At 59.0% G+C, this 14,273-nt stretch carries 10 protein-coding genes and 4 pseudogenes; 5 read left to right on the top strand and 9 right to left on the bottom strand.

The genetic code is table 11. From position 1 onward, the window contains the following. Positions 1-5 precede the first annotated feature (5 nt). The 4 genes and pseudogenes from A4G99_RS01640 to A4G99_RS01625 form a co-directional block, all read right to left on the bottom strand. Positions 6-1,073, bottom strand: coding sequence for a glucose 1-dehydrogenase (locus tag A4G99_RS01640; protein ID WP_066138683.1), 1,068 nt, complete (start codon positions 1,071-1,073; stop codon positions 6-8). Positions 1,074-1,095: 22 nt separating this feature from the next. Continuing rightward, positions 1,096-1,483 (bottom strand): annotated as a pseudogene (locus A4G99_RS01635) (RidA family protein). 169 nt (positions 1,484-1,652) lie between these two features. Next, on the bottom strand, positions 1,653-2,294 hold the full coding sequence (gene rdfA / locus A4G99_RS01630; RefSeq protein ID WP_066138679.1) for a rod-determining factor RdfA: 642 nt from the start codon (positions 2,292-2,294) through the stop codon (positions 1,653-1,655). A 73-nt stretch (positions 2,295-2,367) separates the two neighbouring features. Further along, positions 2,368-2,802: a hypothetical protein gene (locus A4G99_RS01625; RefSeq protein ID WP_066138676.1), complete on the bottom strand. Its 435-nt coding sequence runs from the start codon at positions 2,800-2,802 to the stop codon at positions 2,368-2,370. 607 nt (positions 2,803-3,409) lie between these two features. On the opposite strand from A4G99_RS01625, the gene A4G99_RS01615 reads away from it, so the two are divergent. Together A4G99_RS01615 and A4G99_RS01610 are read left to right on the top strand one after the other, a co-directional pair. Further along, entirely contained in the window at positions 3,410-3,766 is a 357-nt protein-coding gene (locus A4G99_RS01615) for a hypothetical protein (RefSeq protein ID WP_066138670.1), read from the top strand. Positions 3,767-3,839: 73 nt separating this feature from the next. Further along, a pseudogene (locus A4G99_RS01610) lies at positions 3,840-4,873 on the top strand (LLM class flavin-dependent oxidoreductase). 47 nt (positions 4,874-4,920) lie between these two features. Here A4G99_RS01610 and A4G99_RS01605 read toward each other — a convergent pair. Together A4G99_RS01605 and A4G99_RS01600 are read right to left on the bottom strand one after the other, a co-directional pair. Beyond that, on the bottom strand, positions 4,921-5,055 hold the full coding sequence (locus A4G99_RS01605) for a transporter (protein WP_066138666.1): 135 nt from the start codon (positions 5,053-5,055) through the stop codon (positions 4,921-4,923). Positions 5,056-5,110: 55 nt separating this feature from the next. After that, positions 5,111-5,878, bottom strand: a complete 768-nt coding sequence (locus tag A4G99_RS01600; protein ID WP_066138664.1) for an SDR family NAD(P)-dependent oxidoreductase — start codon at positions 5,876-5,878, stop codon at positions 5,111-5,113. A 258-nt stretch (positions 5,879-6,136) separates the two neighbouring features. Here A4G99_RS01600 and A4G99_RS01595 point away from each other — a divergent pair, with 258 nt between their 5' ends. The 3 genes and pseudogenes from A4G99_RS01595 to A4G99_RS01585 all read left to right on the top strand — a co-directional run bounded on the left by A4G99_RS01595 (position 6,137) and on the right by A4G99_RS01585 (position 10,787). Next, positions 6,137-7,564 carry an O-antigen ligase gene (locus A4G99_RS01595; protein ID WP_223301557.1) on the top strand — a complete coding sequence of 476 codons (1,428 nt, stop codon included), beginning with the start codon at positions 6,137-6,139 and terminating at the stop codon, positions 7,562-7,564. A gap of 391 nt (positions 7,565-7,955) precedes the next feature. Next, positions 7,956-8,779, top strand: a pseudogene (locus A4G99_RS01590) (undecaprenyl-diphosphate phosphatase). Between the two features lie 778 nt (positions 8,780-9,557). Further along, positions 9,558-10,787 carry a sugar transferase gene (locus A4G99_RS01585; protein WP_223301556.1) on the top strand — a complete coding sequence of 410 codons (1,230 nt, stop codon included), beginning with the start codon at positions 9,558-9,560 and terminating at the stop codon, positions 10,785-10,787. Positions 10,788-11,075: 288 nt separating this feature from the next. Here A4G99_RS01585 and A4G99_RS01580 read toward each other — a convergent pair whose 3' ends face one another. The 3 genes and pseudogenes from A4G99_RS01580 to aglM all read right to left on the bottom strand — a co-directional run bounded on the left by A4G99_RS01580 (position 11,076) and on the right by aglM (position 14,229). Then, positions 11,076-11,954 (bottom strand): hypothetical protein, encoded by an 879-nt coding sequence (locus tag A4G99_RS01580; protein ID WP_066138662.1) that lies wholly within the window; start codon positions 11,952-11,954, stop codon positions 11,076-11,078. 2 nt (positions 11,955-11,956) lie between these two features. Then, entirely contained in the window at positions 11,957-12,694 is a 738-nt protein-coding gene (locus tag A4G99_RS01575; RefSeq protein ID WP_066138660.1) for a hypothetical protein, read from the bottom strand. A 241-nt stretch (positions 12,695-12,935) separates the two neighbouring features. Continuing rightward, positions 12,936-14,229: pseudogene (gene aglM, locus A4G99_RS01570) on the bottom strand (UDP-glucose 6-dehydrogenase AglM). Between the last annotated feature and the right edge of the window lie 44 nt (positions 14,230-14,273).

Genomic DNA, 14,273 nt, shown 5'->3' with positions numbered 1-14,273 from the left:
GAATTCTACAGCGTGTCGAACTCCACGACCGTTTTGATGACGTCGTCGCCGGATTCAAACGCCTTCTCGGCGTCTTCGGGGTCGTATACGCCGGTTATCAGATCGTCGGTGAGCCAGTCCGGGAACTCCGCGAGCGATGTCTTGGCCATCTCGTAGTGACGGACGTTCGAGTTGACGCTCCCGAGTAGCGCCTTGTTCTGGAGCACGATGTCCCGGTGGAGGCGACCGCCGTCGATTTCGAACGTGTGGTCGCCCGGAATGCCGAGCAGGGCGGCGACGCCGTTCGGCGCGAGGGCATCGACGGTCTGGAAGACGTGTGGAGCGTAACCCGTGGCCTCGTAGACGAAGTCGACGGGTTCGTGGGCGTCGGGGATGTCATCCACCGGCGTTTCACGAGAATCGACGTACGTCGCCCCGAGTTTTTCGATGATGTCTATGGTCGGGTCGGGTCGGTCCCGGCGGCCGAGACAGTAGGCGCAGTCGAAATCGTCGTGGGTCACGAGCATCGCCAAGGTGAGCAATCCGAGCGGGCCGTTACCGAGGACGAGGCCCGAATCGGGCGTCCACTCGAACGCCGAGCGACTGGCGTAGGCGTACTCGATGGCCTTCTCGGAGTTGCTGATCGGTTCGACCAGAAATCCGGTCTCCGCGAACTCGTCGGGAACGGGGACGAGGTACTGCTCTGGGCTGGTGAAGTACTCGGACATGTAGCCGTGTGCGCCGACGATACCGCGTTCGAGGTACGTTCCGTCGGGAGCGACGTCCGGTTCGCCGCGTTCGAAGTATTCGTTCGGTTCGCCTACCGGTCGCCTGACCGTCGGGACGACGAGGTCACCCGCGTCGAACGCCGTTCCGTTCGGGTCCTCGACCACGCCGACGGCTTCGTGGCCGAGGATCTGGTACTCCTCGCCGTCCGGATAGCCGCCGTGATTTCCCTGAATGACTTCGTGGTCGGTGCCGTCGATGCCGACCCGAAGGGTCCGGACCAGCGCCTCTCCCGCTTCCGGGGACGGTTTCGGAACGTCGATGAGTTGTGGGCCGGGTTCACCGCGCCGAACTGCGACTGCTCTCATATCATCACCTCCTTACTCTTCATCACTCTTCCCCGCGAGCGCTCGCGACGACTTCGATTTCGAGCGCCGATATCGATGGGCAGATCCTCGACTTGGACGGCGCTTCGGGCCGGATACGGCGAGGAGACGTAGTCGGCGTACACCTCGTTTATCTCGTCGTAATCGTCCATGTCCTGTACGAACACGGTCGCTTTGACCACGTCGTCCAGCGAACGCCCGGCGGCTTGCAAGACGGCATCGATGTTTTCGAGTGTGCGCGCCGTCTGCTCGCCGATGGTTCCCTCGACGATTTCGCCCGTCTCGGGGTCGACGGGTCCCTGACCGGAGACGTAAATCCGGTTCCCGTCGCGGATGGCCTGCGAGAAGGGGCCGATGCTCGGCGGCGCGTCGTCGGTGCTGATTTCCTCCATTCAGTTCACCTCCGGGATTGCCGCGGCGGTAGTCTCGGTGCGGACTATGCATTCGCTTCGATGGAGTGTGGTACCGGTCATCAAACCGTGTAATCAAACCGCTGAATTATAAAACCCGACGGACGCGCCACTGAAGGTTGGGAGAACGGTATCGGGAAAACGGAAGGAGCTACGCCTCTTCGTCGTTTCCGCAGTCACAGCCGCCCGACTCTATCAGTTCGACCGCATCGTACTGTTTCCCGCAGTCCTCACAGAACAGGCGAACGTCGACCAGTACGTCGAACGAACCGAGCGAGATGCGGTCGGTGTCCCGAAGCGTCCTGAGCGTCTTCTCGCTGACGGCCGCCGTCCGACTTCGGAGTCGTCGGATCGTTTCCGCGCCGCGCTCCACCGATTCCTCGTCGGACGGCGTGTCGGGACTCTCCGCGCCTCGACGTTTCGTGAGGTAGGTGTGGACGGCCTGATGTGAGACGAAGTCGGAACGGAGGCGCTCGACGTCCACACCCTCGCGCTGGAGTGTGGTTTCGGCCTCGGTTCGCATCCCCGCGCTCACGTCGTCGTCGGTGAGGAGTCGATATGTGTTCGGCACGTCGCCGTCGAGTATCGTCATTCCGGCGTTCTCCATCGCGACTCGAACCAGTTCCCGGTTCACGTCGTCGGCCAACTGTCGAAGGCTACGCCGTTCCTCTCCCTCCGCGGTCCAACGATGCACCAGTTCCTCGTCGAAGCCCGATAGATCGTACTCGCGGAGTACCCGCGCAACCTTGCTGTTCGGCACCTTTTCCTCGGCTTTGGTTCCGCCGTCGGTCATTAGTAGACAGTAGGACGATAGAAGCGCAAAAGCGTACCGACTGAGCGAGTCAACCGTCGGCCGAAGGTCGCGTTCACGATTCGTCGGCGGATTTGGCGTCCGTGTTCGAGTCGTCGTCACCTTCGTTCCCCCCTCCATCGTCAGCCCCTCTCTTGTCCGCCTCTCCCTCGTCCGCCTGTCCTTCGTTCATTCCGTCCGTCTCCTCCTCCGCCGCCGTCTGGACGTCCTCGATGTCGATGGCCGAACCGAGCTTTTCCTCGTCGATCGCGGATTCGAGCGTCTCACGGTCGGTGACGGCGTCGAGTCCGTCTTCCTCGACCGCCGACTGTATCGTTCCCGCATCGACGGCCCCGCCGACGTCCTTCCGCTTCACGACCGATTTGACGGCGCGTCGTACCGCGATGTATCCGAGGACGCCGGTACCACCTGCGGCGACCGCACCCGGAATCCCGTATCGTTTGTAGCCGAACTTTGCTGCCTTCTTCCCGACGGTGAGTGGTCCGAACATCGTTTTCTAGCAGCGGTCGAACTCGTCTAAGGCCTGGGCTTGCATGTGAAACCGACTCACGACCCGTCGACGACTGCACGCGATTTCCGGTTCCGTCAGCGGTCACCGACCATATCATCAAAAATATTAGCTGAGCTGTAAACAAACAAAAATTTGGTACGTTACTGATCGAACCGATCGTATCGTTCCGTCAGGGCGAATTTCGACGAAATTCTCATCCTCCACCGCTTTTGTCGGGAATTGATCGGACTCGATGGACCGAACGCTCGAATCCGGTTCGAGTTGCGTCGGTCGGTGTCTGCGGAAACGAGTAGTAACGGCCGTACGTAGTGTGAAATTCTCATCTCGTGGGGGAAATAATTCCCAAATCCATACACGGTATAAAAACGTGACACGAGGAATATCCATCCCGGAACGAATCGCTTTCGAATATATGATGTCAAGAATATATTTACCGAATTCTGTCGCTGGTGGCAACGCCATCCGATGGATGCGTTCCGGTCAGACGGACGATCGGCGGGTTTCCGGGGACGGATCGTACCGAGTTGTGGTCGGGTCACGCATGCGAACGAACAAAAGTCTCGCTCACGTACTCGACGGCAAGTAGATGACACGCACGCTACGGCTTCCGAACGGGGAGACGGTCACGGAGGACGACCTCATCCTCTACAACGGCTACCCGTATCGGGTTCGCTTCGTGGACGACGAGGAATACGAGTTCGAACTCGCACCGCTCTACTGGGGCGACAGCGGAATGGACATTCCCTTCGCCGACCGGGAAGCGCTCGAAGACCAGTGGGAAAGCGATTCGCGGGGGACCCTCTCGGACTCGGAGTGGGAACGATGGGTCGCGGATGCGCGCCGGGACTCGCAGTTCTCCGACGAAGAGGTGAACGAAATCGCCCGCGAACTGTCGATATCGACCGGATTACTGGACCGCCTCCGGCAGTTGTTCTCCCGCTAATCCGAGAGCCGAAATACGACACCGAAACTTCCGGGGAAGTCACGGTTATCCGTTTCGCGTGGTAATCCCGAGTATGGAACTATCGCTCGTGGACCTCGCACCGATTCCGGAGGACGGCACGGCGACGGAGGCGTTCGAAAACACGCTCGAACGCGCACAGCACGCCGAACGGCTCGGATACTCACGATTCTGGGTGGCCGAACACCACGACTTCACCGACCGACTCGCCAGCACGTCGCCCGAAGTGCTGATCTCCCATCTGGCCGCCCAAACGTCCGATATCCGCGTCGGCTCCGGGACGGTGCTTCTGAATCACTACAGCCCGTACAAAGTGGCCGAAAGCATTCGCGTCCTCGACGCGCTCGCCCCGGACCGCATCGACCTCGGACTCGGACGCGCGACGGGGAACCCGGTCTCGGACTTCGCGCTCCAGAACGAGCGGAGCCAGCAGCGAAACCCCAACGACCACGCCGAAAAGATAGACGAGGTGACGAAGTTCCTCTACGGCGGATTCGACGACGATAATCCCTTCAAACAGTTGTCCGTCGCGCGCTCACGCGACGGAATTCCGGACGTCTGGGTGCTCGGCTCCAGCCCGTCGAGCGCGGCAATCGCGGGCGAATTGGGGCTTCGCTACTGCTTTGCGTCGTTCATCAGACCCAAACCCGCAGTCCGGGCGTTCGAGGTGTATCGGGACCACTTCCAGCCGTCGCCGAACGGTGCGGGGCCGGACGAACCGTACGGCATGATCGCGGTGAACGTCACCTGTGCCGAGACGGACGAGGAGGCGGCACGGCTTCGCGCGGTGCCGGAGGCAACCCGACAGCGGCTACAGCAGGGCCGCGTGAACGAGGACCCGATCTACTCGGTCGAGACGGCTATCGACGAACACGGCGCGTCCCCGATCCGACGCCAGATACCATCGTTCCGCACGAATGGCCGCGTCAAATCTCCGGCAGTCCCGATACCGTCCGCGATCTGTTGGACCAGATGACCGGCCAAACCGGCGTCGAGGAAGTCATCGTGCAGAACCAGTTCGCGAACCCGGAGGACGAACTCCGGTCACACGAACTGCTCGCGGACGCGGTCGGGTTGACACCGCGATAACCGTGAAACGCGGCTCACGAAAATCGGGTAAATCGCGGCTCGCCCCACTACATGTCGAATATGAATCGAAGCACGGCCCCGAGGGCGAGGGTGAGTATCCCGAGAATCGTCGCGATGGGGGGAATCGGGATGAGCAACAGGACGATACCGGCGAGGATCACCGTCGAAGAGAGTCGAACCATATCGTCGGATACCAGCGACCAGCGGATAGGAGTTGTGGCGGAACGCCTGCCCCCATCACTGCGCCGTCCATCCGCCGTCCACGGTGAGACAGCTTCCGGTGACGAACGAGGCGGCGTCGCTGGCGAGAAAGAGGACCGGTGCGGCGATTTCCTCGGGTTCCGCGAAGCGGTCGATCGGGGTTCGGTCGATGATCGACTGGCGGAGTCGGTCGTTCGCTTCGAGTCCCTCGGTGAGGTCGGTGCTGACGTAGCCCGGGGCGACGGCGTTCACTCGGACGGTCGGTGCCCAGTCGAGCGCGAGGCTTCGCGTGAGTCCGACGAGGCCGTGCTTCGACGCGACGTACGGATGCTGGCGCGGGAGGCCGACCATCCCGCCGACGCTGGCGACGTTGATGACGCTCCCGCCCGACTCGTGTAACCGTTCCGCAGCGTGTTTCGAACAGAGGAACGCACCGCGGAGGTTGACGTCCATCACCGAATCGAAGGCGTCTGCAGAGACGTCCTCCGGCTTTCCGAGCGCGTCGTCCGGATTGAACCCGGCGTTGTTCACGACGATATCGGCACCGCCGAGTTCCGACTCCACGCGGTCGAACAGTGTCGTAATGTCGTCCTCGTCGGCGACATCGACGGGCGATGCCAGCGAATCCGCGCCACGGTCTCGAACGTCCTCGACGGCGGCATCGACGGCGTCCTCACTACGGGACGTGGGGACGACGGCCGCACCGGCGTCGGCGAACGCCTGCGCGATGGCGAGTCCGATACCCCGCGTTCCGCCGGTCACGACCGCGACTTCCCCTTCCAAATCGAATAGTTCGTTCGGCATCGTGTGAAAACAGGACGACAAACCGGATTAACTTTGTGTGGAATATACGTCTCCATCGACGTTCACTCACTTCAGCGAGCGAAGACAGGGATTATCCACGACGATCTACACTTCCGAGTGGACGCCTCGACTCCCGTATTCGCAATCATCTATTTGGGATGTGTCATGTTTAGTTCTTCCTAAGTTATACAAAAAGACAAAGAAATACTCTTTTTATGCTATGGTTCAACGGTAGTACCGATAGAGAGGACCAAACCAATGAGTATCCGTGACCAACGAACGACCTCCGTATCCCTGAATCCCCTTACCGGCGAGTTTCAGCCGATAGCCTTACTCCAACTGCTTTTGATACCGCTCCTCTTCGTCGCGGTTCTTCTTCGCGTGCCGAACGCACCCGAACAGTACGGATCGTTTCATATCGACATGCTCTATCTCTACCTCGCTCCGGTTTTGTTGCTCATGTACAGTTATTACAACCGGGACCGGAACTTGTGGCTACACGTCGCACAAGTGTCCGTACTGATACTGCTGACGTTCGTCCTCCTGCGACAACACAACAAGTACATTCCGCCGGATGGGCGGACCTTCCAGGTCGCGTTCGTCTACATACTGTACGTTCTGTACCCGATTCTCGGCCATCGCTTCGTGGAGTTCGTCCGAAGTCGGGCGCTGTTCATCGGCGCGTATTCGGTGTTGCTCGGGGTGTATTTCTATCACGTCAACGAGATGAGTGCCGGGTCGACGAAGGCATCGTTCGTCGTGTACGTGGCGCTCGTCTTCGGACTGAGCCTCTTTTTCCTGCCGAGATACGTCAATCGTGACGTCTTCCTGTGGGCCGTATCGCTCATCTCCGGATTCGTCGCCTTGGTGGGTCTTCCGGCGTACGTGGTCGGGAACTACCAACTGTCGTGGCTGCAAATCCAACTGTATCACGCGACGTTCGACCTCCCGCTCTTCGGGCAAACCCATTTCCTCCAGTCGATATTCTCGAACCCGAACACCACCGGAATCGTCGCCTTCGCGGGTGCGTTCGGAGCGCTCGTGTTGGCGAGCGATTCCGTACGACAAAGGCGGTACGTCGCGGCCTCGATGGCGATACCGCTATTGGTGTTGAACGTCCTCGCCCTCGTCCTCTCTTACTCCCGGTCGTCGTGGCTCGCGTTCGGCCTGGCATCGGTCATCTACGTCGGATACCTGGCTTTCGACCGTCGGAGTCTCCCGTTCACCGTCGTCGGTTTGGGAGCGATGACGGTCCTGTTCATCGGTGGAATCTTCCTGTCGATAGTGCCGATAGACACGAACGGTCGATTCGTCCTCTGGAAAGCGGGCGTTCAGGCCGTCTACCACGCTCCATCAGCGTTCGGATACGGGGTCGTCAACACGCACGACGTCATTGCCCCGTTCATCTCCGTCGAGAGGATTCGCGGACACTCGCCGCACAACTCCTACGTCGAGATATTCCTCCAGGTCGGTGTGGTTGGCGGCCTCGCGTACCTCACACTCGTCGGGGGAAGTATCCTCGAAGGAATCGTCCGTCGGGACAGCGTCGACGTTGCGATGCTCGCGTTCGCGTTCGGATTCGCGGTCCATCAGATGTTCGAAGCATATTCGCTGTTCAACGTCGCGATTGGCTCGATACTCTCGGCGCTCGTGTTCGGCTATCTCATCTGCGGCTACCTCGACTGATCGAATTCAAACTACGACATTGTTTATCCGATACTTCTTCGAAATCCACAGCAAATTCGGATTGGCAAAAATATTAGAATAGCCGGAATATTGCGACCCACAGGAACAGGGAGACGAGTACCGAAAGTAGGAATGCGGTCCAGAAGCCAGCGAATTCTGGGAGTTCTAACTTGGGGTCTGCGATCGCCATCTATAGTATCACTTCACGTCTGTAGATCCATTTATTGTGGGGTTAACATGGACAGTCATTAAGTAGACAGACGGCACGTTCGATCCACACCGGAGTTTTAATCGAACACGTAATCAGTATATCATTGTGTATCGTCGTCGAACTAACGGGAAACGACAGAAACCGAATCGCCTATGTTCTTTGCGAAATATCCCACCGTTAATGGTCGATACCTCCCTCGTAATCGCATTTGTAACTGGTATTCTGCAGGGAATTTTCGAATGGCTGCCGATATCGAGCGAGGGCAACATCACGCTGTTCCTCCGTGCGATGGGAAAACAGCCGAAAGCGGCCGTTCAGTTTTCGCTCTTTCTGCACCTCGGAACGGCTATCGCGGCGACCGTGTACTATCGCGACGAGGTTCAACGCGTTCTCGAATCGCTTCCGACGTGGCGTCCTCGTTCGGCGTTCGATGAGCAACAAGCCGAACTGTCGTTCATCGTCGTCGCGATGCTCGCGTCGGGTATCGTCGGTATCCTCGCGTACGTAACCCTCGATGCGGTCGTCTCTGACCTCGCTGGCGGCGGATTTGTGGCGCTCATCGGCGTCCTGCTGATTGGAACTGGTATCCTGCTTCGAACCGCCGACCAGTTCGAACTGGGGAACCGGGAAACGCCAACGCTGCAGGATGCGGTGCTCGTCGGGAGTATGCAAGGCCTGTCCATCCTTCCGGGCGTTTCCCGGTCGGGGACGACCGCCGGAACGCTCCTCTTCCGGGGATACGACGGCGTGAACGCGTTTCGCCTCTCGTTTCTGCTGAGCATTCCGGCGGCGGCGGGTGCCGGGATGTTGGTCGTCCTCAAAACGGGAGCACTCCCGACCGTTTCACTGAAAGCGGCGGTCATCGCCATCGGAACCAGCGCCGTTATCGGGTATATTACCATCGACGCCCTGCTACGGGTCGTCAACGGGTGTCCTTCTGGGCCGTGTGCGTCGGTATCGGAACGCTCGCGGTCCTCGGTGGCGTGTTCCTCTTTACCCTGTGATTCTCAAATTCCGATTATCGTATATCCGAGTCCGCACACGCCGAGAATGATTCCGATGGCTATCAACGCTTCATCCCTCGTCATCGTTTCGTTGTAGTATATCGGTTCATCCAAGATAGCATTTATGTAATATTCAGATCACGATGGGTCGTCCGACGGTCCACTCGTTTCCACGTCCCTAGAAAACGAGGAGACCAATGAAGAGAACCCACAAAACGATCGACAAGGCCACTGCGAGGAGGTACCCCTTCCAGAACGGGTAACACTCCGACGACCGAGTGGTATCCACGTTCGCGTTCATGTCTTAATTACGAGGAACGGTGACGATCACTATTGTAATGATTCCTCTACGAATGTGTAGGGAAAGATTACCGAGTCCATCCGCCTCTCGTTTCGTGACGCTGACAAAACCGTCGGGAGGCGAACCGCCCAACCGTAACGAAGAATAACATATGAATATCTATCAAACTATTACCTTATTTATTATAATAGATTCAAAAATGATTACAAGCGTTAATTGGACGTAGCATTTATGACTTTGTAATACCTACGTCAGTTAAATAATGCCCTCCGGATTTCGTTATCGTTTCACGAGTATCACGGGAACGATCCTCTTCGTCTCTGCTGCGGTCATCGTCGCCAATAGCTCCTCGATACAGGGGTTCGTAACGACTACGTTCCCGATAATCGACCAGCTTCAGGCGGTACAACTGCCGCCGAGGCAGATCGGTATCGCCGGGCTTCTCACGGTCTTCGTCGTTAGGCGTGCCTTGCCCCGATGTACAAGCCGCGTCCGCGGCGAATACTCGACACCCTGTTCGTCACCGAAAAACGGCTCCTCATCGCGGTTCTCGGACTCGCGACGATAGGGTACTTCGACTATACGTACCGACTCCCGCGCTCGACGCTCATCATCGTCGCCGCGTTTCTCTGCGTTCTCCTCCCGCTTCTGTTCGTTACCATCCGCCGCCGACCGGCCATCAAAACCGACTGTCCCATCGTCATCGGGGACGACATCCGCTACATTCGGGACGTTCTCACCGTTATCAACACACCCGTGTTGGGGTACGTTTCGCCGTTGAGCGGGGCCGAAATCACGGACCGGGAACGTGAGCAAGTCGCCCCGGACGGCGGCACGGAACAACCGTTGGCGGGCGTGGAACGCCTCGGCGGACTCTCCCGGTTGGAGGACGTCCTGCTCGAAAACAGCGTCGATACCGCCATCCTGGCGTTCTCGACCACCGACCGAGCCGAGTTCTTCGGCGCGCTCGACACGTGTTACAAACACGGCGTCACCGCGAAGGCACCCCGTAGACAGATAGACAGCGTTCTCACCAAGGCGGAGGCGACGGAAGACGACGAACTCATCGAAATCGCGCTCGAACCGTGGGACTGGCAGGATTACCTCCTGAAGCGGTCGTTCGACGTGCTGTTCGCAGCCAGCAGTCTCCTCCTGTTCGCGCCGCTCCTCGGCCTCATCGCGCTGGCGGTCAAACTCGACAGTTCCGGTCCCGTGTTCTACAGCCAAGCACGAACCGCGGAGTTCGGCGGCACGTTCCAGGTGTACAAGTTCCGGAGTATGGTTACCGACGCGGAAGCCGGAACGGGGGCCAAATTAAGCGAAGAGGACAAGGGGGAAGTCGACCCTCGCGTCACGCGTGTGGGGAAAATCCTCCGACGGACTCACTTGGACGAGATTCCACAACTGTGGTCGATTCTGGCGGGAGATATGAGTGTCGTCGGTCCACGTCCGGAGCGACCTGAACTGGACTCCGACATCGAAACGGGCGTCGTCGAATGGAGAAAACGATGGTTCATCAAGCCCGGTTTGACCGGTCTCGCACAGATCAGCGATGCCACTGGACACGAACCGGCCAAGAAACTCCGATACGACATCGAGTACATCCGTCGGCAGTCGTTCTGGTTCGACGTACAAATCGTGGTTCGACAGCTATGGGGAGTGGTCAGGGACGTCGGAGACCTCGTCAGTGGCGAAGACGAACAGTAGTTCGACGACACGTCGTCACTTCTCGTGTCGTTTCCACGAGTGTTTTTCACCGGTCCTTGTCCAGTGCAGTCTTTTTCGCGTGAACTCCGCATCGGCACTGTTTGCGTGAACTCCGCACGGTTACGACGGCGTCACCCCCTTCTCGTTCGTCGCAGGTCGCTCGTCGTTCGTCGATGACTCCCCGTCCCTCCGGGCGCGGCACGCGCTCGTTTTCCGGATGGAGGAACGCACGATTCAGTGGACGAAGGAAGCGTATCTCGAAAAAGACGGGTCGAAAAGGGTTGTTGGTTATCTCGCTCGGTTCACAGTCGCCAACAGGAGGAGCGCCGCGAAGCCCGCATACACCAAGCCGGAATCGGGGCGGGTGACCGCGAGCGCGATGAACCCGACCACACCGAGGAGGGAACACAGATACACGCCGACTGTTACCGCCGCCCGGATCCTTCGGGGAATTACCTCGTCCAACAGTGTCGGCGTTCCGATTCCCCGTGTCAGCAACAGCAGTCCGAGACCGAGATAGAGGGTCGTCTGCCCGCCGGAAACCGGAAGGAGGACGATCAGACAGAGACCCATCAATACCGCAGCGGCCGCGACACCCGTCGCGAGTCGAGCGGTCGGAAGCCGGGTTGTACTCGCAGCGAATCGATCGACGACCGTGGCGTCCCGAAGTCGCGATAGCGGAACGACGTACAGCGATTCGGTGGCGACCCATCCGAGGGCCAACATCGTCGCGGAGAGGAGGAACCCGTACTCGCGCATGGTCACCCAGTCCGGGAGCACCCACGTGAGTATTTGGAACGACTTTCGATACGATTTTTCGAACGACGACAAGAAGGCCAACTCGGAATCCGCCTTCGACGGCATGACCTCGTCAAATCGGTCACGCTGGCTCGCCATGGTCGGCCCGGTCGGTTCGTCACCGTACTGGAGTCGTTCCACGTCGTAGACGGACCGTTCGACGTGATACTCCCAGACTATCTTTCGGTCCGGGGTGACCTCGATGGCTCGGTCGTTGAGCGTGTCGCCGATGAGCGTGTTTCCGTTCGGAAGTCGGTCCGCATCGCGCGGCCAGAGGAGGTCGCCTCGATACCCCCAAGTAAGCTTCCACTCGCCGTCCGACCGCTGGTACTCGACGATCCGGTTGTTCTCGCTGTCCGCGACGAGCACCGTCAGCGGGTCACGCGTGAGGACGAGCGGATTGTGTTGCTCGTAGAGAATGTCGTAATCGTCCTCGTGTCCCAGCGTCCAGTCCGTCTTCTTCGTTTTTTTATCGACCTGAATGACTCGGTCGTAGTTGCGAGGGCTGAGAACGACGACGTACCGTTGTTACCCAGCGCGATGTTGTTCAAGTGGGTCTTGCCGCCACCCGCGCTCTTCGGGTAGTGATTCGCGAATTTGTACTCCCAGGTCGTCCGGTTCGTCCGGGAATTGTAGATATACGCACGGTTGTTATACTTATCAGCGATCGCATAGCGGTGGCCACCCAGATAGTCGATATCGTGCGTATCGTGCGGCACGTCGAACTTTTCCAGTTCGGTGCCGTTACGCCAATTCATCAGTACGGCAACGCGCTGGAACTCGTTCGGGCCGGTTTGTTCACCCGCGACGAACAGAATTCGATCCCGTCCGATCGGATCGATATCCATGTATCGGCGATACTTGTCGTGCTTCCAGATGAGCCGTTTCGTATCTGTTTGGACGGCCACGAGTTTACCGGCGTGTTTGTAGACGTGCGTCGACCCTCCCTGCGTGGAAATGAACGTGACGTTCTGTGCGTTCTTCCGTAACTCCCCGTCCGTTGCGAGCGCCTTGTTCGTCGTGAGGGCCGTAAACGCAACCGGGACCAAGAGGGCGACGATCAACAGAACGGCGACGATACGAAGCGTATTTTTCGTTGAGACTGGCATCCCGTACGATCTCATGGGTATTCATTACAACACCGATTGAAGTAGTTTTCTCCAAGAAAACTGGAATTGTGTTAAACATGCGTGTCACGAGACACAATATCGGATAATTAAATTGAGACTGGAATATAGAATCGGGAGAGACGGTTCCCCCGCAATAACGGTGACGACGCTGAACGTCCGAGATTCGAAAAAAGCGTTCGTCAGTAACTGATTCCGACAGCGAAACGAACCCCGTTCGGGATCACCAGGTGAGACCCTCGTAGACGATACCCTCGCGGCGCTGAACGATACGACGGCCGTCCACGACGACCTGATCCCGCATCGAATCGAACTCGTCGTCCAACGCGGCGAACTCGTCCCAATCGGTAACGACGAGCGCCCCGTCGGCCCCATCGAGCGCCGTCCGTGCGGAATCGACGTACTCGATGTCGGGGAAGTGTTCGCGCATGTTTTCGGTCGCCACGGGGTCGTACGCCACGACTGTCGCGCCACCGTCCTGTAACCCTTCGATGATCGGAATCGCACGGGAGTTACGAACGTCGTCGGTTCCCGGCTTGAACGCGAGTCCGAGCACCGCAATCTGCTTGCCCTGAAGCGGGACGTGGTCTTCGAGCAGTTCGAGCAACCGCTTGGGCTGTTTCTCGTTCACTTCGATGGCCGCTTCGACGAGGGACGGTTCGTATCCCTTCTCGTGAGCGGCGGCGACCAACGCGGCCGTGTCCTTCGGGAAACAGCTTCCACCCCATCCGACGCCGCTGCGAAGGAATCGCTCGCCGATACGGTCGTCCAAACCGATGGCGTCCATGACCTCGTAGGCGTCGACGTCGTACTCCTTGCAGATGTTTCCGAGTTCGTTGACGAGGCTGACCTTCGTGGCGAGGAACGCGTTGTTCGCGTACTTGATCATCTCCGCCTCGCGGATGCCGGTCTCGACCACGGCGGGTTCGGACGATTCGATAAGGGGTTCGAAAACCGCCGACAACCGTTCGTTCGCACGTTCGTTCTCCGTTCCGAGAACCACTTTGTCCGGGGCGAGGAAATCATCCACCGCACTTCCCTCACGGAGGAATTCGGGGTTCATCGCCACGTCGAAGTCCTTCCCTCGGGTCTTGCCCGAGCGTCCTCGATGATGGACCCGAGTACGTCCTCGGTCGTTCCGGGAACGACGGTACTCTTGACGGGAGGACGAGGTGGTAGTCCTCTTTCGACTCCAACGCCTCGCCGAGCGAACGCGCTCCCGCCTCGATGATCGACGTGTCGATACTACCGTCCGGACGGGACGGGGTCGGTAGCGCGAGGAACGTCGCGTCGGTTTCGCGGACTGCACCGTAGTCCGTCGTCGCCGTGAGTCGGGTTCCACCGTGCTCGGCGACGAGGTCGTCCAATCCGGGTTCGTGGATGGGGGCCTGTCCCTCGTTGAGTTGTTCGACGATGTCCTCGTCGATGTCGATGTTGGTGACCGAGTGTCCGAGGTCGGCGAAACAGGCGGCGACGGTCGTTCCCACGTAGCCACTCCCGACGATGCTAAGTTTCATTAGAAGCGTTACTAATCCCTGCACCCTTGAAGCTTCGTATACGA

It is taken from the genome of Haladaptatus sp. R4 (genome assembly GCF_001625445.1).
Classification (GTDB): Archaea; Halobacteriota; Halobacteria; order Halobacteriales; family Haladaptataceae; genus Haladaptatus.
The sequence above is the reverse complement of the archived record's forward strand: the minus strand, read 5'-3'. Positions and strand labels throughout refer to the sequence as shown.

Bases quoted from the DNA above. Each gene is read 5' to 3' on its own strand.
- A4G99_RS01605 (WP_066138666.1), bottom strand. From the start codon at position 5,055: ATGGTTCGACTCTCTTCGACGGTGATCCTCGCCGGTATCGTCCTGTTG.
- A4G99_RS01575 (WP_066138660.1), bottom strand. From the start codon at position 12,694: ATGCCAGTCTCAACGAAAAATACGCTTCGTATCGTCGCCGTTCTGTTG.
- A4G99_RS01600 (WP_066138664.1), bottom strand. From the start codon at position 5,878: ATGCCGAACGAACTATTCGATTTGGAAGGGGAAGTCGCGGTCGTGACC.
- rdfA (WP_066138679.1), bottom strand. From the start codon at position 2,294: ATGACCGACGGCGGAACCAAAGCCGAGGAAAAGGTGCCGAACAGCAAG.
- A4G99_RS01595 (WP_223301557.1), top strand. From the start codon at position 6,137: ATGAGTATCCGTGACCAACGAACGACCTCCGTATCCCTGAATCCCCTT.
- A4G99_RS01640 (WP_066138683.1), bottom strand. From the start codon at position 1,073: ATGAGAGCAGTCGCAGTTCGGCGCGGTGAACCCGGCCCACAACTCATC.
- A4G99_RS01585 (WP_223301556.1), top strand. From the start codon at position 9,558: ATGTACAAGCCGCGTCCGCGGCGAATACTCGACACCCTGTTCGTCACC.
- A4G99_RS01625 (WP_066138676.1), bottom strand. From the start codon at position 2,802: ATGTTCGGACCACTCACCGTCGGGAAGAAGGCAGCAAAGTTCGGCTAC.
- A4G99_RS01615 (WP_066138670.1), top strand. From the start codon at position 3,410: ATGACACGCACGCTACGGCTTCCGAACGGGGAGACGGTCACGGAGGAC.